We start from the raw sequence: 16739 nt of genomic DNA, 5'->3' as shown, positions 1-16739 counted from the left end.
ACGCTGCGGTCCGGCCCCAGCCGCGCCACCAGCGCCGGACCCAAGAGGCCGCCGGCGACGGCGCCCGCGGCCTCGATGGTCAGCAGCACGCCATAGGCGGCGGGGCCGAGGCCCAGACGATCCTGCGACACCAGAACCAGCACGGTCAGCGCCATCAGGGTGAAAGCGTTGAGGATGCCCAGCATGATCGCCAGCCGCAGCACCACCGGATGCGCCCGCATCCAGCGCCAGGCCTCGGCCGCCTCGGTCAGCGGGTGGCGGCGGGCGGGTCGGGCGCGGGGCGGCAGGGCGATGGCCCAGACGAACCAGGCGGCCAGCGCGAAGCCGATGGCTTCGGCGCCGAAGGGGACGGGCAGGGCCAGCGCAATGAGCAGACCGGCCAGCGGGGGGCCGATGAAGGAGCCGGCGATATTCTCGACGCTCCAGATCTGGCCATTGGCGCGTTCAAGATCGGCGGGCGCCACGATCGACGGCAGCACGGTCTGCGCGGCGTTGTCGCGCACCACCTCGGCGCAGCCCAGAAGGAAGGCCAGCGCCGAGAGCGAGAGAATCGCCGCCAGTTCGCCCCCCGGCGCGGTGCCGTCCTTCAAGCCGATGGCCAGCGCCACGGCGCCCACGGCCAGCAGCGCGCGGAAGGCATCGGCCCTGAGCATCAATTGCCGCCGGTCGTGGCGGTCGGTGAGCACGCCCGCGGGGATGGCCAGCAGGAACCACGGCAGCCTTGTCGCAAAGGCCACCAGCGCGATCAGCAGCGGGTCGCGGGTGATGAGCGTCGCCAGCCAGGGAAAGGCCAGCGCACCGATCCCGTCGCCGAGATTGGCCAGCGCGGCCGATGACAGAAGCAGCCGGAATGGCCGGTTTCGAGCGATCAGGGTCATGGCCCCATGGGGCGGTGCCGCCGGGGGCGTGTCAAGCGCGCCTTTTTCTGCGAAAACCCGCTGCGGCTTTGTTGACTTGCGCGGCTGGCCCGGCTATTGCCCGGCCCTCGGAACATGACGCCCTCGAATCCCTTTCCCGGATTCGGGCATGACAGAAGGACCGTTGCGATGAAACGCACCTACCAGCCGTCGAACCTGGTTCGCAAGAAGCGCCACGGCTTCCGCTCGCGCATGGCGACCAAAAGCGGCCAGAAGATCCTGAACGCGCGCCGCGCCCGCGGCCGCAAGAAGCTGTCGGCCTGAGGCCTTCCGCTTCGGCACGGATATGACGCCGCCGGACGCGCCCCAAGGCAGCCCCGACACGGGGATGCAGGCGGCCCCGGCGGTTTCCTCATGCCTGATCGTCCTGAAGAAACGGGCCGAGTTCCTGCTCGCTGCCCGCGCCCGCCGCGCTCCCGTGGCGGGTTTCCTGTTGCAGGCGCGCGAGCGTGCCGCGACCGAGGCCGCGCAGGGCATCCGCGTGGGCTTCACCTGTTCCAAGAAGGTCGGCAATGCCGTGGCCCGCAACCGCGCCAAGCGGCGGCTGCGGGCGCTGGCGCGTGAGATCCTGCCCGAAATGGGCCGCCCCGGCTGGGATTATGTGCTGGTCGGCAAGCCCGAGGCGACCATCGGCCGTGACTTCGCGGATCTGCAGGCCGATCTCAGGCGGGCGATGGAGCGGGTCCACGGCTGAGACGCCAAGGATGCCTTGATCCGGGGGCGGTGCTGGGGCATGACCGACGGGTCACTCCTGAAAGACCGACGCATGAGCCGCATCTGCCACATCGACATCGACGATTCCGGCCTTCCCGCCCCCACGCCCGAGATGGAGCAGGAGCGCAAGGTGGCAGTCTTCGACCTGCTCGAGGATAATTCCTTCCTGCTGCCCGACCGCGACGACCGCCCGGTCCCGCCCGGTCCCTACCGGCTGGCTCTGGCGATCCGCGAGCGGCGGCTGGTGGTGGAGATCGCCCAGGAAGACGGCGCAAGGGTGGGCGAGCTGCATCTGGCGCTGGGTCCGTTCCGGCAGGTGGTGAAGGATTACGACCAGATCTGTGCCAGCTATTTCGACGCAGTGAAGCGCCTGCCGCCCAGCCAGATCGAAGCCATCGACATGGCCCGCCGCGGCATCCACAACGAGGGGGCGCGGGTCTTGCAGGAGCGGCTTGAGGGCAAGGCCGAGATCGACCTCGATACGGCGCGGCGCCTGTTCACCCTGATCAGCGTCCTGAACCGCGGGGCGTGATCTTGGGTTCAGGCTTTCCCAGTTCAGTATTGTTCTGCTGCGATCATAACGCAGTCCGCTCGCCGATGGCCGAAGGCTTCATGAAACAGCTCTATGGCCAGCGCGCCTATGTGCAGTCAGCCGGGGTCCACAACGACCTCGACATCGACGGTTTCGCCATCGCCGTCAGCGCCGAGAAGGGGGTGGAGCTGTCGCGCCACCGCTCGCGCAGTTTCGAGGAAATGATGGATTGGGGGGACGACCTGTCCGGCTTCGACCTGATCGTCGCCCTCTCGCCCGCCAGCCAGCGCGCCGCGCTGGAACTCACCCGCTACGCCCATACCGATGTCGAATACTGGCCGATCATGGATCCGACCGGCCTGGGCGAGACGCGCGAGACGAAGCTGCAGGCCTACCGCCAGACCCGCGACCAGATCCTCAAGCGGATGCAGGAACGCTTCGGTCCGCCGGAGCGCTGACCGCGGCCTGCGCCTCGGCGATGGCGGGGAAATTGGCCTCGATCCAGCCGGCCAGCGCCACCAGATGCACCGCTGCGCCCTCGCCCAAGGGCGTCAGGGAGTAATCGACCCGGGGCGGCACCTCGCCATGATCGCGCCTGAGGACGAAGCCGTCGCCTTCCAGCTGTTGCAGGGTCTGGGCCAGCATCCGCTCGCTGACCCCGCCGATGCGGCGGCGAAGCTGAGCGAAGCGATGCGTGCCGGTGGACAGCGCCGCCATCACCAGGACACCCCAGCGGCTGGTCAGATGCTGCAGTACCGGCCGCGAGGGGCAATCGGCGGCCATCACATCGGCATGGCGGTAGGCATCGAGCATCTGCTGCGCGCGGACGGCTGTTCTGTCTGCGGTTTCCATGATCGGCTCCATTTCACACTAACATTTATGTAGGTACTTACATTGCGTAAGTAAAGGGCTAGATGGGGGCCATCAACTCCTGGCCATCAATCCCTGGAAGGACCCTGCCATGACCCAGATCATCGCCATCACCGGCGCCACCGGCCACCTCGGCCGCCTCGCCATCGCCGCCCTGAAACGCCGCGCCCCCGCCGCCCATCTGGTTGCGCTGGTGCGCGATCCCGCCAAGGCCGCCGATCTGGGGATCGAAGCGCGCGCCTTCGACTATACCGCCCCCGCCACGCTGGAAGCGCCGCTCAAGGGCGTCGATGTGCTGGTCCTGATTTCCTCCAGCGATTTCAACGACCGGGCGGGTCAGCACCGCAACGTCATCGACGCCGCCAAGGCCGCGGGCGTCGGGCGGGTGGTCTATACTTCGCTCCTGAAAGGGACCGATTCGCCGATGATCCTGGCCGAGGACCACAAGGCGACCGAGATCGCGCTCGCCGCTTCGGGCCTGCCTGCCACGCTGCTGCGCAACGGCTGGTACACCGAGAATTACACCGGCAACCTGGCGGGTGCGCTGGCGGCGGGCGCCATCGTCGGCGTCAATGCCTCGGGCAAGGTTTCGCCCGCCACCCGCGCCGATTTTGCCGAGGCGATCGCCGTGGTGGCCAGCGAGGACGGGCATACCGGCAATGTCTATGAACTGGCCGGTGATGAGTCCTTCACCATGACCGACTTCGCCGCCGAGGTCTCGCGCCAGGCGGGCAAGGAGGTGCCCTATGCGCCGATGCCGCAGGCCGCCTATGTCGATCTGCTGAAAAGCTTCGGCCTGCCCGAGGGCTTCGCCCAGATCCTCGCCGACAGCGACGCGCGCTCGGCCGAGGGGGCGCTTTATGACGACAGCCGCACGCTGTCGCGGCTGATCGGGCGCCCCACGACCCCGCTGTCGGTGGCGGTCGCCGCCGCGCTGGCCTGACACTCTCGGGGCGGGTCGCATCACGGCCCGCCCCTGACGTTTTTCGGTCTTCAATCTGCGCCCGGTGGCGCTATGTTTCCTGCAAAGAAACAGGAGACCACTGTGAATCCAGCAGAGACCGCCCGCGCCACGATCCAGGCCTATTACGATTCCTTCAACCGGGGCGACATTCCCGGGATGCTGGATTGCCTGCACGCGGATTTCGCCCATCACGTCAACGAGGGCACGGCCCGTCTGGGCAAGGAAGCCTTCGCCGAGTTCTGCGCCCATATGAGCGAGACCTATCGCGAGACCCTGACCGAGATGGTGGTCTATGGCTCGGAAGACGGGACCCGCGGCGCGGCCGAGTTCATCGTGAATGGCACCTACCTCAAGACCGACCCGGGCCTGCCCGAGGCGCATGGCCAGACCTATGTCCTGCCCGCGGGCGGGTTCTTCAGCCTCCAGGATGGCAAGATCACCCGCGTCACCACCTATTACAATCTGCAGGAATGGTTGCGGCAGGTCGGCGGATGAGGGTCGAGGCGCTTTCCGGCCCGGCGCTGGACGCGGCGCTGGACGGCGTGGCGCGGCTCCGCATCGCGGTGTTTCGCGACTGGCCCTATCTCTATGACGGCTCGCTGGACTACGAGCGCGAATACCTTGCGCCCTACCGCGACAACCCGCGGGCGGTGGTGGCGGGGGCCTTTGACGGCGAGGCGCTGGTCGGTGCCGCCACCGGCACGCCGATGGAGGACCACGCCGAGGATTTCGCCCAGGCCTTCGCCTCCTCGGGGCTGGCGCTGTCTGACATTTTCTATTGTGCCGAATCGGTGCTGCTGCCGGATTATCGCGGCCGCGGCGTCGGACATCGGTTCTTTGACATCCGCGAGGCAAAAGCGGCCGCTCTGGGCCGCCGCCATGTTGCATTTTGCCGGGTCGAGCGGCCCGCGGATCACCCGGCGCATCCCGCAGATTACCGTCCCTTGGACGGGTTCTGGCGTTCGCGGGGCTACGCGCCCCTGCCCGGCGCCATTGCCACCTTCCGCTGGAAGGATCTGGGCGATAGCCTCGAAACACCCAAACCCCTGCAATTCTGGATCCGTGAGCTGCCATGACCGAAGCCCAGACCGAGGTCACCATCGCCGCCGCTGCCTATCCCCTGAGCTGGTTCGACAGCTTCGCCGAATATGAGGCCAAGATCTCTGGCTGGGTCGGCAATGCCGCGGGCGCGCGGGCCGAACTGCTGGTCTTTCCCGAATACGGGGCGATGGAATTGGCCAGCCTCGGCGGGGCCGAGGTCGCGGCCGATCTGGAACGCGCGCTGCACGAGGTGGCCCGCCACCGGCCCGCCATGGATGCGCTGTTCTGCGCTTTGGCGGCGCGGCACGGGATCCACATCCTGGGCCCTTCCGGGCCCGTCTTCACCGGCGAGCGGCCGGTGAACCGCGCCACGCTCTACGGGCCGGGCGGGGTGATCGGCCATCAGGACAAGCAGATCATGACCCGCTTCGAGCGCGAGGAATGGAACGTGGTGCCCGGGACCGAGGGGCTGAGTGTGTTCGACACGCCCTTGGGCAAGATCGGCGTCGCGATCTGCTATGACAGCGAATTCCCCTTGCTGGCCCGCAAGCTGGCCGAGGAGGGGGTGGAGATCCTGCTCGTCCCGTCCTGCACCGAAACCAAGGCGGGCTATTGGCGGGTCCGCATCGGCGCGCAGGCGAGGGCGCTGGAAAACCAATGCGTCGCCGCGCATTCCTGTCTGGTCGGCACGGCCCCCTGGTGCGCGGGTGTCGAGGAGAATACCGGCGCTTCGGCCCTCTATGGCCCGCCGGATCAGGGCTGGCCCGAGGACGGGCTTTTGGTGATGAGCGGCATGAACGAGGCCTGCTGGATGATGGACCGCGTGTCGCGCGACCTGATCGCCTGGACCCGCGCCAATGGCGGGGTGCTCAATTTCCGGCACTGGGAAGAACAGGACGCGCGGCTGGCAAAAGGAACCGTCCGGCGCGGTGCAAGTTAATCCTTGAAAACCCGCCCTTGAAGGCGCATATGGCTGGCGCCTGCTTCATGCGGGCGGATACCCATTTGGAGAGACCATGGCCAAGGAAGAACTGCTCGAATTTCCCGGCGTCGTGAAGGAACTCCTGCCGAACGCGACGTTCAAGGTCGAGCTGGACAACGGCCATGTGATCATCGCGCATACGGCAGGCAAGATGCGGAAGAACCGCATCCGTGTCCTCGCAGGCGACCGCGTTCAGGTCGAGATGACGCCCTACGATCTGACCAAGGGCCGGATCAACTATCGCTTCAAGTGATGAAGCTTATCCTGGGTTCGGCCAGCCCCCGGCGGCTGGACCTGCTGGCGACCATCGGCATCGTCCCGGATGCCGTGCGCCCCGCCGATATCGACGAAACGCCCCGTCCCCGTGAATTGCCGCGTCCCTATTGCGCGCGCATGGCGGCCGAGAAGGCGGCGGCTGTCGTGGCCGCCGGGGATGAGATCGTGCTCTGCGCCGATACCACCGTGGCTTTGGGCCGCCGCATCCTCGGCAAGCCCGAAAGCGCGGCCGAGGCAGCCAAGTTCCTCACCGACATGGCCGGGCGGCGCCATACCGTGATCACCGCCGTGGCGGTGAAGCGCGGGGCGCAGGTCTGGGAGAGGGTGGTGGAAACCGCGGTGAAGATGAAACGCCTGTCCGACGATGAGCTGAATTCCTACCTCGCCAGCGGCGAATGGCAGGGCAAGGCGGGCGGCTATGGCATCCAGGGCCGGGCCGGGGCGTTCATTCCGTGGATTCAGGGCTCGTTCAGCGCCGTTGTCGGCCTGCCGCTGGCCGAGACCGCCACGCTCCTTAACGCCGCGGGGTATCGGGCATGAAGGGCAGCGTGATCGCCCTGGGCCATATCGGCGAGCGCGAGGTCGCGGCGCTGATGGTGGACGGGCAGCTGACCGACCTCGCGCTTGAAGAGGACGGGATCGCCCCGGGCGCCATCCTGCGCGGCGTCGTCGGTCGGCCGGTCAAGGGGCTGGGGGGCGTCTTCGTCGACCTGCCTGATGGTGTCTCCGGCTTCCTGCGCGCGCCCAAGGGGCTGGCGCCGGGGCAGAAGATCCTGGTGCAGGTCGCCGGTGCCTCCGAGCCGGGCAAGGCGCTGCCGCTGACGCAGCGGCTGCTGTTCAAATCCCGCTATGCCATCGTCACGCCCGAGGCGCCCGGCCTCAACATCTCGCGCGCCATTCGGGATGAGGGGCTCAGGGCCGAACTCGCGGCGCTCGCCACCGAGGGGATGGAGGGCGCGGACGAGAGTCTGGGCCTGATCCTGCGCTCGGCCTGCGAGGCGGCCTCGGACGAGGAAATCACCACCGATATCGCCCAGATGCGGGTGCTGGCCGAGGCGGTACTGGCCGATCTTTCCGGCGGGCCGGAGCTGCTGGTCGACGCGCCCGGGCCGCATGAGCTGGCCTGGCGCGACTGGGGCGATGTCGATGAGGTCGATGACGGCCCCGACGCGCTGGAACATTCCGGCGCGCTGGATCAGATCGCGGCGCTGCTCACGCCCGAGGTGCGGCTGGAAGGCGGCGCCTCGATGCATATCCAGGCGACGCGGGCCTTTGTCGCGGTCGATGTGAACACCGGCGCCGATACCTCGCCTGCGGCGGGGCTCAAGGCCTCGATTGCCGCGGCGCGCGACCTGCCGCGGCAGCTGCGGTTGCGGGGCCTCGGCGGGATGGTGATCGTCGATTTCGCCCCCTGTCCCAAGCGTGACCGGCATGTGCTGGAACAGGTGATCAGCAAGGCGTTGCGCGCCGATGCGGGCGAGGCCTCGGTCGCGGGCTGGACGCCCCTGGGCAATTTCGAACTGACGCGGCGCCGGGACCGGGCGCCCTTGCCGGACTGGCTGTCATGAGCGGGAAATGCCCGCAATGCGGCAAGCCAACGGTCGAGGCCTACAAGCCCTTCTGCTCGAAACGCTGCGCCGATGTCGATCTGGCCCGATGGTTCCGCGAGGATTACCGGATCCCCACCGCCGAACCGCCGGTCCCGGACGACGAGGAAGAATAAGCCGCCGCGCCCCCGCAAGGGCGCGGCGTTTTTCTTGTCAGAGGCAGGCTTCGAACAGCGCGCGGGTATTCTCGGCATTCATCTCGATCGGGTTGCCGCCGCAGGAGGGGTCCTCCAGCGCCATCTCGGTCAGCGTGGCGAGGTCGGGATTGGTGACGCCCAGCGCGGTCAGGTTGGCCGGGATTGCGAGCGTCGAACGCAGGTCCATCACCGCCGCGCGGAACCCCTCGAACCCGCCCGCGATGCCGATATAAGCGGCGGCGCGGGTCAGGCGCTCCTCGATGGCCGACCGGTTGAAATCCAGCACCATCGGCATGACCACGGCGTTCGTCGTGCCGTGATGGGTGTTGTAGACCGCGCCGATCGGGTGGCTCAGCGAATGGATGGCGCCCAGACCCTTCTGGAAGGCGACGGCCCCCATGGCGGCAGCCGACATCATATGCGCGCGGGCTTCCAGATCGTCCGGTGTCGCATAGACCTTCGGCAGGTTCTCGAACACCAGCCGCATCCCTTCCAGCGCGATGCCTTGGCTCATCGGATGGTAGAAGGGGCTGCAATAGGCCTCAAGACAATGCGCCAGCGCGTCCATGCCGGTGCCGGCGGTGATGAACTTCGGCATGCCCACGGTCAGCGCCGGGTCGCAGATCGTGACCTTCGGCATCAGGGCCGGGTGGAAGATGATCTTCTTCTTGTGGGTCGTGGCGTTGGTCAGAACCCCCGCGCGGCCGACTTCCGAGCCGGTCCCGGCGGTCGTGGGCACGGCGATGATTGGCGCGATTTTCGAGGCATCGGCGCGGGTCCACCAATCGCCGATATCCTCCAGATCCCAGACCGACAGAGAGGCGGCTTGCCCGGCCATCAGGGCGATCATCTTGCCCAGATCCAGCGCCGAGCCGCCGCCGAAGCAGATCACCCCGTCATGCCCGCCCGCCTTGTAGACGGCGATGCCCGCGGCCATGTTCGCCTCGGTCGGGTTGGCGTCGACCTCGGAGAAGAGCGCCTTCCCCAGCCCTCCAGCCTCCAGCACCGACAGCGCCTCGGCGGTGATCGGCAGGGCGGCCAGCGCCTTGTCGGTGACCAGCAGCGGGGCCTTCATGCCGACCGCCTTGGCGTGGTCGGCCAGTTCCTTGACGCGCCCCACGCCGAATTTCACGGCCGTAGGGTAGGACCAGTTCATGGTGGGGACGTTCATTTCGTGACCTTTTTCAGATGGTAGGATTTCGGCCGCGTGACCGATTGATAGCCCAGCGCCGAGAGCGCGGCGCCCCGGCCGGTATCCTTGCAGCCGGTCCAGCACAAGGCCGGGTCGAGATAGTCGCAGCGGTTCATGAACACGGTGCCGGTCTCGATCCGCGCGCCGATCTCGGCGGCGGCCTCGGTATCGGCGGTCCAGATCGAGGCGGTGAGCCCGTAGTGGCAATCGTTCATCAGGGCGATGGCCTCCTCGTCGCCCGAGACCTTCATGATGCCGACCACCGGGCCGAAGCTCTCCTCGGTCATTACCCGCATGGAATGATCGACGTTGACCAGAATCTGCGGGGCCAGATAAGCGCCGCCGTCATCGGCGGGGAAAAGCGCGGGGTCGATCAGCGGCGTGGCTCCGGCGGCCACGGCCTCGGCCACCTGCTCGCGCACGATGCGGGCGAAGCGGGCATGGGCCATCGGGCCGAGCGTGGTTTCCGGCTCGAACGGGTTGCCGAGTTTCAGCGCCTTCACCCAGGCGACCGCCTTCTCGACAAAGGCGTCATAGAGGCTCTCGTGGACATAGATCCGCTCGATCCCGCAGCAGCATTGGCCCGCGTTGAACATGGCGCCGTCCATCAGGCTGTCCACCGCGGCGTCCAGATCGGCATCCGCCCGGACATAGCCCGGATCCTTACCGCCCAGTTCCAGCCCGACCCCGGTGAAGGTGCCCGCCGCCGCCTTTTCGATGGCGACGCCGCCGCCGACCGACCCGGTGAAATTGACGAAGCCGAAGGCCCGGGCACCGATCAGCGCCTCGGTCGTGGCATGGTCCAGCACGACGTTCTGGAAGACATCGGCCGGAACCCCGGCCTCGGCCATCGCCATGCCGATCCGCTCTCCGACCAGCAGGGTCTGCGAGGCGTGTTTCAGCATCACCGCATTGCCCGCGATCAGCGCCGGGACAATCGTGTTCATCGCTGTCATGTAGGGATAGTTCCAGGGCGCAATGACCAGCACCACGCCCACCGCTTCCCGCGCGATGTAGCGGCGGAAGGTGGCGCCATCCTCGACCATCGTCGGTGCCAGCGCTGTCGCGGCGATGCTGGCCATGTAGCGCGAGCGCTCGTTCATGCCGCCGAATTCGCCGCCATAGCGGGTTGGGCGGCCCATCTGCCAGGCCAGTTCCTCGACCACCGGCGCCTTCATCGCGTTCAGCGCCTCGACCCCGGCCATGACCAGCGCGACGCGCTCGTCCAAGGGGCGCGCGGCCCAGTCCTTTTGCGCCGCCTTGGCGCGGGCGGCGGCGGCTTTGGCCTCGGCCAAGGGCAGGGCGGGCCGCTCGGCATAGATCCGCCCGTCCACGGGCGAGAGGCATTGGATGGTCGTCATTCTGGCTCCTTGGTCAGCGCGGGGGCCGACCCCGTGGCCCGCCCCCGCAAGTGTTCGTCAGGCCCGGGTTCCGGGCCTAGGGATTGGTCCGCCGGATCGGCCCGCAGAGGCCCCGCGCCCGCTGCGCGCCGCAATCAATGCGGAAGCTTGCGTCCAGGTCGCCCTGATCGACGGTGCGGAACCGGCCATCGACCTGACCGGCGCAGCCGTTGTCGCCGTCGATCCCGTAGCGCACCAGCACATGCACCACGTCGAAGCGGTCGGTCGGGCAGCAGGCCTCGACCCGCACCCGGTCCAGAAGGCTGTCCTGCCCATGCGGCAGATGGGGATAGATGCCGACCCAGCGCGTCCAGTTCATGCGGCTGTTGCCGCCGATGGAGGATTGGCAGGCGGCCGGGATGGCATGGTTGCGCCGTTCGGTCCAGAGCGCGCCGATACAGGCCCTGAGCGCGCCATGGGCATTGACCCGGCACTGGTTCGGCCGCCCGTTCGAGCAGGTGCCCGAGGCGTCCATTTCGATCAGGCGCTGGAGATTGTTGTAAATGTTCGGCCCCATGACGGCGATGCTGGCGCGGCAGCCGCGGCTGATATCGGCGCTGGCAGGGGCGGCAAGGGTCAGGGCAAGCCCGGCCGCAGCCAGGGCGGAAAAACGTCTTTTCATGTCAAACCTCATGGCAGGCCGCCCCGGCCCGGACCGGACTGAGGCGGGTTTCAATGAGGAGGAGACTATCATTTTTCGCCGCTCCGGCCCAGACACGGGGCCGCGACCGTGCCTGCCCAGGCCGCGCTTGGCAGGGCGCCGCCCGCTTCCGGGCGGGGGCAAGGCTGTCCGTTCAAGGGGGTGCCGGGGCTGCGCCATGCTGCATCGGGTCCCGGGGCTCAGGCCTGTTCCAGGCCCCGCTTCAGCTCCCAGTCGGTGACGACCCGGTCGGCCTCGGCGATTTCCCAGCGGGCGGCGTGAACGTAATGGTCGACCACCGCCGCGCCCAGCGCGCTGCGCAGCCAGTCGGAGCTTTCGGCCAGATCCGCCGCCTCGCGCAGGGTCTTGGGGATCTCGCGCGCGCCCTCGGCCGCGTACATGTCGCCCTTCAGCTCCGGCTCCAGCGCCAGCTTCTGCTCGATCCCGTCCAGCCCCGCCGCCAGCAGCGCCGCGCAGGCGGTATAGGGGTTGAGGTCGGCGCCGCCGATCCGGCATTCGACCCGCACCGCCTTGGTTCCCGCGCCGCAGACCCGGAAGCCCGCGGTGCGGTTGTCGGCCGACCAGACCGCCTTGGTCGGCGCGAAGAGCCCGACGCAGAAGCGCTTGTAGCTGTTGACGTAAGGCGCGAGGAACAGGGTGATCTCGCGGGCATGGGCCAGCTGGCCCGCCAGGAAATGCTTCATCAGCGCCGACATGCCGTTCTCGTCCGCCTTGTCGGCGAAGGCCGCCTCGCCGCCCGTGGTCCAGAGCGACTGGTGCACATGCGAGGACGAGCCCGCCTTGTCATGGTGATATTTGGCCATGAAGGTGACGGACTTGCCCATCGCATGGGCGATCTCGCGCGTCGCCGCCTTGGTGATCGTGTGGTGGTCGGCCGTGGTCAGCGCATCGGCATAGCGGATATTGACCTCGGCCTGGCCCGCCTCGGCCTCGCCCTTGGTGTTCTCGACCGGGATACCCGCGCCGTAAAGCCCGTTGCGGAGGGCCCGCATCAGCGGCTCTTCCTTGGTGGTCTGGAAGATGTGGTAATCCTCGTTATAGCCCGAGATCGGCACGAGGTTCTGGAAACCCTTGTCGCGGAACTGCTCATAGCTGTTCTCGAAGACGAAGAATTCGAGCTCCGTCGCCATCATCGCGTCATAGCCCAGGGCCTTGGCCCGGGCGATCTGCCGCTTGAGGATGGCGCGCGGGCTGACGGCGATCTCCTCATGCGTGTGATGGTCCAGCAGATCGCAGAGCACCAGCGCCGTGCCCTCCAGCCAGGGCACCCGCCGCAGGGTCGCCAGATCCGGCTTCATCAGGTAATCGCCATACCCCTGCGCCCAGCTTGCCGCCTCATAGCCCGGGACCGGGTTCATCGCCATGTCGACGGTCAGCAGGTAATTGCAGCAATGGGTCTCTTCCCAGCCATGGCTGAGGAAATGCGCGGCATGGAAGCGCTTGCCCATCAGCCGCCCCTGCATGTCGACGCCCGCCACGACCACCGTATCGATCTCGCCGGCCTCATAGGCCGCGCCCAGGGTCTCCAGCGTCAGATATCCGCTCATCGTTTCCTCACCGGGCGCAGGCCGCGCCCCTTCATTCTGCCTAAAATACGCACGGGGTTTCCAAAGGGGCCCGTGGGCCCCTTTGGCGGGGGGTGCGGGGGGCTGGCCCCCCGTTCTCCCCGGTCACGAATAGCGGTACGGCCGCCCGGCGCGATCCATGGCCGAATTGTAATCCTTGAAGATCTGCACGACCCGCGCCTTGGTCTCGCTTTCCGCGCCGATCTCGTCCCAGAAGGTCCGCGCCGCGGTCTCGACGGTGGCCCATTCGGCATCGGGGATCGCCGTCAGTTCCAGCTTGGTGCCTTCCGTCCGGTAGCGCGCCTCGCCCGCCCAGTACCAGTGCTGGCGGTAATAATGCGACTGCTCGAAACAGGTCGCGACCAGGTTCTGCAGCTTCGGCGACAGCTCGTTCCAGCGGTCCATGTTCGAGAAGAAATGCCCGATCCAGGCGCCCGAGATGTTGTTGGTCAGGAAGTGGCTGGTGACATCGGCCCAGCCCACGGTATAGGCCTCGGTCGCGCCGCACCAGGCCACGCCGTCGATCTCGCGCGTCTGCAGCGCGATCTCCACGTCCTCCCACGGCACGGTCACCGGCACCACGCCGAATTGCGACAGGAAGCGCCCGGCGGTCGGGAAGGTGAAGACCCGCTTGCCCTGAAGATCGGCCAGCGAGGTGATCGGCGAGGAGGTGATGAAATGGCACGGATCCCACGATCCGGCCGAGATGTGCTTGACGCCCACCGCGGCATAGGCCTCGCCCCAGATCTCGTTCAGGCCCCAGTTGTTGAAGAGCGCGGGCACGTCCAGAGAATAGCGGCTGGCCAGCGGGAAATAGCCGCCGAAGACGGTGACCTCGGTCGGCGACGCCATGGAATCGTCGTCCGATTGCACGCAGTCGATGGTGCCGCGCTGCATGGCCTGGAACAGCTCGCCCGTGGGGACCAGCTGGTCGGCGTAATAGAGGTCGATCTGCATCTCGTCGCCGGCGATGGCGTTGAACATGTCGACCGCCGGTTTCACCACGAATTCGCCCAGCGCCGCGCCCGCATAGGTCTGCATCCGCCAGCGGATCGTCGATTGCGCGTGAACCGCCGGAGCCGCCAGCGCCGCTGCGCCGCCGAGGGCGCTGGTGGTCAGGAACTTCCGTCTCGTCGTCGTCATTTCCGTATCTCCTTCTGTTGGACTTGGGGCGGGCCTTTGGGCCTTCTGGGTTCAGGGATTATACAGCGTCTGCGGCAGCCAGAGCGCGATCTGCGGGAAGATCATGATCAGCGCCAGGCCGAGGATCATCACCCCCACGAAGGGCACGATGGAGCGGTAGATATCGGCGAGCGACACGCTGGAGGGCGCCATGGCCCGCATCAGGAACAGGTTATAGCCGAAGGGCGGCGTCATATAGGCGATCTGGCAGGTGATCGTATAAAGCACACCGTACCACACCAGATCGAATTCCAGCGCCCGCACGATCGGCACATACAAGGGCGCCACGATCACCAGCATGGCGGTGTCATCGAGGAAGGTCCCCATCAGGATGAAGCTCAGCTGCATCAGGATCAGGATCTGCCAGCGGTTCAGGCCCAGATCGGTGATGAAGAAGTCGCGCACGAACTCGACCGCCCTCAGCCCGTCGAAGATCGCGCCGAAGGCCAGCGCCGCCAGGATGATCCACAGGAACATGCAGCTGACCGAGAGGGTCTGCACCAGGCAGGTCTCCCAGACCTGACGGGTCATGCGCTTCTTGTAGACCGAGGCGGCGACGGCGGCGAGCGCGCCGATCACCGAGCTTTCGACCAGCCGCGTATAACCCAGGATGAAGGGCACCATCATCACCAGGAAGATGCCCAGCGGCAGCACGCCCGCCAGCAGCAGGCGGTATTTCTCGGAGGTCGAGATCGCCGCGCGTTCCTCGGCCGACAGGACCGGCCCCAGCGCCGGGTTGAGGCGGCAGCGCAGCCAGATATAGGCGATGAAGAGCGAGGCCATCATCAGCCCCGGCAGGATGCCGGCGAGCCACAGCTGCGCCACCGGCTGCCGGGCGATCATCGCGTAAAGCACCATCACGACCGAGGGCGGGATCAGGATGCCCAGCGATGAGCCCGCCTGGATCACCCCTGTCACCATCCTCTTGTCGTAGTTTCGTTTCAGCAGTTCCGGCAGCGCGATGGTCGAGCCGATGGCCATGCCCGCGACCGAAAGCCCGTTCATGGCGGAAATCAGCACCATCAGCACGATGGTCCCGATGGCGAGGCCCCCGGGCACCGGCCCGAACCAGACGTGGAACATCCGGTACAGGTCATCGGCCAGCCGCGATTCCGACAGCACGTAGCCCATGAAGATGAACATCGGCAGCGTGATGAGCGGGAACCAGTTCATCAGCTTGAAGGCCTGCGAGAAGGCGATGTCATGCCCGCCCCGGTCGCCCCAGAGGAACAGCGCGGCCACGACGGCGACGAAGCCGATCACGCCGAACATCCGCTGTCCGGTCAGCATCAGCAGCAGGAGGCTGCCGAACATCAGCGCGGCGATCATCTCGGTGGGCATCAGATCTCCTCGCCTTTCAGGCGTGCGATGTCACGGATGGTGAAGGCCAGGACCTGAAGGATCATCATCAGGATGCCCAGCACCATGATCGCCTTGACCGGCGCCATATAGGGCCGCCAGAGGCCCCGGCGCCGCTCGCCGTATTCCAAGGCGTATTGCAGGCTCTCCCAGCCGCCCCAAAGAAGGACGATCAGGTAGAAGAGCAGCGATCCCACGGTCAGGATATCGACCAGCGCCCGCGTCTTGTCGGACCAGCGGGAATAGAGCAGGTCCATGCGCACCGCGGACCCCAGCTGCAGCGCATAGGCGCCGCCGATCATGAAATAGCCCATGAGCAGGAACTGGGCCATCTCGTCGGTCCAGATCGGCGGGCTGCCGAAGGCCCGGGCCAGCGCGCCGTAGAGCATGACCCCCATCAGCGCCAAGAGCGAATACATGGCGATCCGGCCGAAGAGCCAGTTGAACCTTTCGACCCAACGGACATAGGCGACCAGAAACCGGGGCATCACACGGCCCCCGTCGCGGTCAGCGCCGTGGCCAGCACCGGCGCCAGCCTGTCGGCCATGGCGGCCTGCGCCGGGGCGTCGGCGATCAGGTCGTTGCGAATCTCCAGCATGGTGTTCGGCAGCCGCAGCGGCACGGCATGCAGGCGGATCGTATGGGTCACGTCGCCCGCCGCCGAATAGGGCTCGTTCAGGCGGGTATCGAGGCCGCAGCCCTTGGCCGCCTCGATCACCGCATGGGTCAGGGTCTGGTCGTCGTCATGGATTACCCCGAATTCGACGGCACGTTTCATGCCGAAATAGACCGGGGTGAAGGAATGCACGGCGATCAGCGCCGGACGGCGGCCCCGGGCGACCAGCCGGGCGATCTCGGTCGCGAGGGTGGCGTGGAAGGGCAGGCAGATCGCCTCGGTCCGGGCCAGCCGGTCGGCGGCGGTCAGGTCGCGGTTGCCGGGGACCTCATGGACCTCGGACATCGCCGGCATGGCGGCGGGGTGATCGGGCGCGCGGTTGAGGTCATAGGCCAGCCGCGACAGCGGCGCCGAAACCAGCACCGTGCCCCCGGTGACCGGCGCCAGCCGGGCCGCCAGCCCCCGCGCCAGTCCCAGCGCGCCGATGTCCCAGGCCGCGTGCGAGACCTGCGCCTCGGCCGACAATCCCAGATCGCCGCCCAGCACCGGCCAGTCCAGCGGCAGCACGTTCGAGGCATGGTCGCAGATCAGCACCAGCCCCGCCGGCCCCGCGCCCTGACCGGGTGCGCCCGAGGCATCCCAGTGCTCCACCAGCCCCTCGAAATGCGGCAGAAGGGCGTCGGCGGCACGCGCGGCGGAGAGGGGCATGAGCAGGAACTCCGGG

General features: G+C 67.5%; 22 protein-coding genes. 12 read left to right on the top strand and 10 right to left on the bottom strand.

The window, feature by feature from the left end:
• On the bottom strand, positions 1–878 hold an 878-nt coding region (locus VDQ18_RS02090; RefSeq protein WP_323019357.1), incomplete at its 3' end, for an MFS transporter.
• Positions 879–1046: 168 nt separating this feature from the next.
• On the opposite strand from VDQ18_RS02090, the gene rpmH reads away from it, so the two are divergent.
• The 4 genes from rpmH (at position 1047) to VDQ18_RS02070 (ending at position 2621) form a co-directional block, all read left to right on the top strand.
• Positions 1047–1181 carry a 50S ribosomal protein L34 gene (rpmH, locus tag VDQ18_RS02085; protein WP_107753163.1) on the top strand — a complete coding sequence of 45 codons (135 nt, stop codon included), beginning with the start codon at positions 1047–1049 and terminating at the stop codon, positions 1179–1181.
• 22 nt (positions 1182–1203) lie between these two features.
• Complete coding sequence (gene rnpA, locus VDQ18_RS02080) at positions 1204–1611, top strand: ribonuclease P protein component (RefSeq protein ID WP_107753161.1); 408 nt, start codon at positions 1204–1206, stop codon at positions 1609–1611.
• Positions 1612–1683: 72 nt separating this feature from the next.
• Positions 1684–2163, top strand: coding sequence for a UPF0262 family protein (locus VDQ18_RS02075; RefSeq protein ID WP_323019356.1), 480 nt, complete (start codon positions 1684–1686; stop codon positions 2161–2163).
• Between the two features lie 65 nt (positions 2164–2228).
• Positions 2229–2621: a low molecular weight phosphatase family protein gene (locus VDQ18_RS02070; RefSeq protein WP_107753157.1), complete on the top strand. Its 393-nt coding sequence runs from the start codon at positions 2229–2231 to the stop codon at positions 2619–2621.
• Here the strand turns inward: VDQ18_RS02070 and VDQ18_RS02065 are convergent.
• Positions 2581–3015: a winged helix-turn-helix transcriptional regulator gene (locus VDQ18_RS02065; RefSeq protein WP_416235079.1), complete on the bottom strand. Its 435-nt coding sequence runs from the start codon at positions 3013–3015 to the stop codon at positions 2581–2583. The two genes, VDQ18_RS02070 and VDQ18_RS02065, sit on opposite strands and share 41 nt — an antisense overlap.
• Positions 3016–3124: 109 nt before the next feature.
• On the opposite strand from VDQ18_RS02065, the gene VDQ18_RS02060 reads away from it, so the two are divergent.
• The 8 genes from VDQ18_RS02060 (at position 3125) to VDQ18_RS02025 (ending at position 8019) form a co-directional block, all read left to right on the top strand.
• Complete coding sequence (locus VDQ18_RS02060) at positions 3125–3976, top strand: SDR family oxidoreductase (RefSeq protein WP_323019355.1); 852 nt, start codon at positions 3125–3127, stop codon at positions 3974–3976.
• A 102-nt stretch (positions 3977–4078) separates the two neighbouring features.
• Positions 4079–4492, top strand: coding sequence for a ketosteroid isomerase-related protein (locus VDQ18_RS02055; RefSeq protein ID WP_323019354.1), 414 nt, complete (start codon positions 4079–4081; stop codon positions 4490–4492).
• Positions 4489–5073, top strand: coding sequence for a GNAT family N-acetyltransferase (locus VDQ18_RS02050; RefSeq protein ID WP_323019353.1), 585 nt, complete (start codon positions 4489–4491; stop codon positions 5071–5073). The genes VDQ18_RS02055 and VDQ18_RS02050 overlap by 4 nt, the downstream gene beginning before the upstream one ends.
• Positions 5070–5978, top strand: coding sequence for a carbon-nitrogen hydrolase family protein (locus tag VDQ18_RS02045; RefSeq protein WP_323019352.1), 909 nt, complete (start codon positions 5070–5072; stop codon positions 5976–5978). The genes VDQ18_RS02050 and VDQ18_RS02045 overlap by 4 nt, the downstream gene beginning before the upstream one ends.
• 76 nt (positions 5979–6054) lie before the next feature.
• Positions 6055–6273: a translation initiation factor IF-1 gene (infA, locus tag VDQ18_RS02040; RefSeq protein ID WP_107753147.1), complete on the top strand. Its 219-nt coding sequence runs from the start codon at positions 6055–6057 to the stop codon at positions 6271–6273.
• Positions 6273–6836: a nucleoside triphosphate pyrophosphatase gene (locus VDQ18_RS02035; protein WP_323019359.1), complete on the top strand. Its 564-nt coding sequence runs from the start codon at positions 6273–6275 to the stop codon at positions 6834–6836. Before infA ends, VDQ18_RS02035 begins: the two co-directional genes overlap by 1 nt.
• A complete protein-coding gene (locus VDQ18_RS02030; RefSeq protein WP_323019351.1) occupies positions 6833–7864 on the top strand; it encodes a ribonuclease E/G in 1032 nt (343 codons plus the stop codon). The genes VDQ18_RS02035 and VDQ18_RS02030 overlap by 4 nt, the downstream gene beginning before the upstream one ends.
• A complete protein-coding gene (locus tag VDQ18_RS02025; protein WP_323019350.1) occupies positions 7861–8019 on the top strand; it encodes a DNA gyrase inhibitor YacG in 159 nt (52 codons plus the stop codon). Before VDQ18_RS02030 ends, VDQ18_RS02025 begins: the two co-directional genes overlap by 4 nt.
• Positions 8020–8056: 37 nt before the next feature.
• On the opposite strand, the gene VDQ18_RS02020 is transcribed toward VDQ18_RS02025, so the two are convergent.
• The 8 genes from VDQ18_RS02020 to VDQ18_RS01985 all read right to left on the bottom strand — a co-directional run bounded on the left by VDQ18_RS02020 (position 8057) and on the right by VDQ18_RS01985 (position 16723).
• The gene (locus VDQ18_RS02020) at positions 8057–9211 is read right to left on the bottom strand and encodes an iron-containing alcohol dehydrogenase (protein WP_323019349.1); all 1155 of its coding nucleotides are present in this window, start codon (positions 9209–9211) and stop codon (positions 8057–8059) included.
• Positions 9208–10593 (bottom strand): aldehyde dehydrogenase family protein, encoded by a 1386-nt coding sequence (locus VDQ18_RS02015; protein WP_323019348.1) that lies wholly within the window; start codon positions 10591–10593, stop codon positions 9208–9210. The genes VDQ18_RS02020 and VDQ18_RS02015 overlap by 4 nt, the downstream gene beginning before the upstream one ends.
• Positions 10594–10669: 76 nt before the next feature.
• Positions 10670–11254, bottom strand: coding sequence for a hypothetical protein (locus tag VDQ18_RS02010; RefSeq protein ID WP_323019347.1), 585 nt, complete (start codon positions 11252–11254; stop codon positions 10670–10672).
• A gap of 218 nt (positions 11255–11472) precedes the next feature.
• Positions 11473–12840 (bottom strand): glutamine synthetase family protein, encoded by a 1368-nt coding sequence (locus VDQ18_RS02005; protein ID WP_323019346.1) that lies wholly within the window; start codon positions 12838–12840, stop codon positions 11473–11475.
• Positions 12841–12963: 123 nt separating this feature from the next.
• Complete coding sequence (locus VDQ18_RS02000; RefSeq protein ID WP_323019345.1) at positions 12964–14001, bottom strand: TRAP transporter substrate-binding protein; 1038 nt, start codon at positions 13999–14001, stop codon at positions 12964–12966.
• 51 nt (positions 14002–14052) lie between these two features.
• A complete protein-coding gene (locus tag VDQ18_RS01995; protein ID WP_323019344.1) occupies positions 14053–15381 on the bottom strand; it encodes a TRAP transporter large permease in 1329 nt (442 codons plus the stop codon).
• Entirely contained in the window at positions 15381–15887 is a 507-nt protein-coding gene (locus tag VDQ18_RS01990) for a TRAP transporter small permease subunit (protein ID WP_323019343.1), read from the bottom strand. The genes VDQ18_RS01995 and VDQ18_RS01990 overlap by 1 nt, the downstream gene beginning before the upstream one ends.
• Positions 15887–16723 carry an N-formylglutamate amidohydrolase gene (locus tag VDQ18_RS01985; RefSeq protein ID WP_323019342.1) on the bottom strand — a complete coding sequence of 279 codons (837 nt, stop codon included), beginning with the start codon at positions 16721–16723 and terminating at the stop codon, positions 15887–15889. The genes VDQ18_RS01990 and VDQ18_RS01985 overlap by 1 nt, the downstream gene beginning before the upstream one ends.
• Between the last annotated feature and the right edge of the window lie 16 nt (positions 16724–16739).

The organism is Pararhodobacter sp., assembly GCF_034676075.1.
GTDB lineage: Bacteria > Pseudomonadota > Alphaproteobacteria > Rhodobacterales > Rhodobacteraceae > Pararhodobacter.
Note: the sequence above shows the minus strand (reverse complement) of the source record. Positions and strands in the feature narration are given on the sequence as shown.

Excerpts from the sequence above, each read along its gene's own strand:
- rpmH (WP_107753163.1), top strand. The coding sequence starts at position 1,047 with ATGAAACGCACCTACCAGCCGTCGAACCTGGTTCGCAAGAAGCGCCAC.
- rnpA (WP_107753161.1), top strand. The coding sequence starts at position 1,204 with ATGACGCCGCCGGACGCGCCCCAAGGCAGCCCCGACACGGGGATGCAG.
- VDQ18_RS02075 (WP_323019356.1), top strand. The coding sequence starts at position 1,684 with ATGAGCCGCATCTGCCACATCGACATCGACGATTCCGGCCTTCCCGCC.
- VDQ18_RS02070 (WP_107753157.1), top strand. The coding sequence starts at position 2,229 with ATGGCCGAAGGCTTCATGAAACAGCTCTATGGCCAGCGCGCCTATGTG.
- VDQ18_RS02065 (WP_416235079.1), bottom strand. The coding sequence starts at position 3,015 with ATGGAAACCGCAGACAGAACAGCCGTCCGCGCGCAGCAGATGCTCGAT.
- VDQ18_RS02060 (WP_323019355.1), top strand. The coding sequence starts at position 3,125 with ATGACCCAGATCATCGCCATCACCGGCGCCACCGGCCACCTCGGCCGC.
- VDQ18_RS02050 (WP_323019353.1), top strand. The coding sequence starts at position 4,489 with ATGAGGGTCGAGGCGCTTTCCGGCCCGGCGCTGGACGCGGCGCTGGAC.
- VDQ18_RS02045 (WP_323019352.1), top strand. The coding sequence starts at position 5,070 with ATGACCGAAGCCCAGACCGAGGTCACCATCGCCGCCGCTGCCTATCCC.
- infA (WP_107753147.1), top strand. The coding sequence starts at position 6,055 with ATGGCCAAGGAAGAACTGCTCGAATTTCCCGGCGTCGTGAAGGAACTC.
- VDQ18_RS02035 (WP_323019359.1), top strand. The coding sequence starts at position 6,273 with ATGAAGCTTATCCTGGGTTCGGCCAGCCCCCGGCGGCTGGACCTGCTG.
- VDQ18_RS02030 (WP_323019351.1), top strand. The coding sequence starts at position 6,833 with ATGAAGGGCAGCGTGATCGCCCTGGGCCATATCGGCGAGCGCGAGGTC.
- VDQ18_RS02025 (WP_323019350.1), top strand. The coding sequence starts at position 7,861 with ATGAGCGGGAAATGCCCGCAATGCGGCAAGCCAACGGTCGAGGCCTAC.
- VDQ18_RS02020 (WP_323019349.1), bottom strand. The coding sequence starts at position 9,211 with ATGAACGTCCCCACCATGAACTGGTCCTACCCTACGGCCGTGAAATTC.
- VDQ18_RS02015 (WP_323019348.1), bottom strand. The coding sequence starts at position 10,593 with ATGACGACCATCCAATGCCTCTCGCCCGTGGACGGGCGGATCTATGCC.
- VDQ18_RS02010 (WP_323019347.1), bottom strand. The coding sequence starts at position 11,254 with ATGAAAAGACGTTTTTCCGCCCTGGCTGCGGCCGGGCTTGCCCTGACC.
- VDQ18_RS02005 (WP_323019346.1), bottom strand. The coding sequence starts at position 12,840 with ATGAGCGGATATCTGACGCTGGAGACCCTGGGCGCGGCCTATGAGGCC.
- VDQ18_RS02000 (WP_323019345.1), bottom strand. The coding sequence starts at position 14,001 with ATGACGACGACGAGACGGAAGTTCCTGACCACCAGCGCCCTCGGCGGC.
- VDQ18_RS01995 (WP_323019344.1), bottom strand. The coding sequence starts at position 15,381 with ATGCCCACCGAGATGATCGCCGCGCTGATGTTCGGCAGCCTCCTGCTG.
- VDQ18_RS01990 (WP_323019343.1), bottom strand. The coding sequence starts at position 15,887 with ATGCCCCGGTTTCTGGTCGCCTATGTCCGTTGGGTCGAAAGGTTCAAC.
- VDQ18_RS01985 (WP_323019342.1), bottom strand. The coding sequence starts at position 16,723 with ATGCCCCTCTCCGCCGCGCGTGCCGCCGACGCCCTTCTGCCGCATTTC.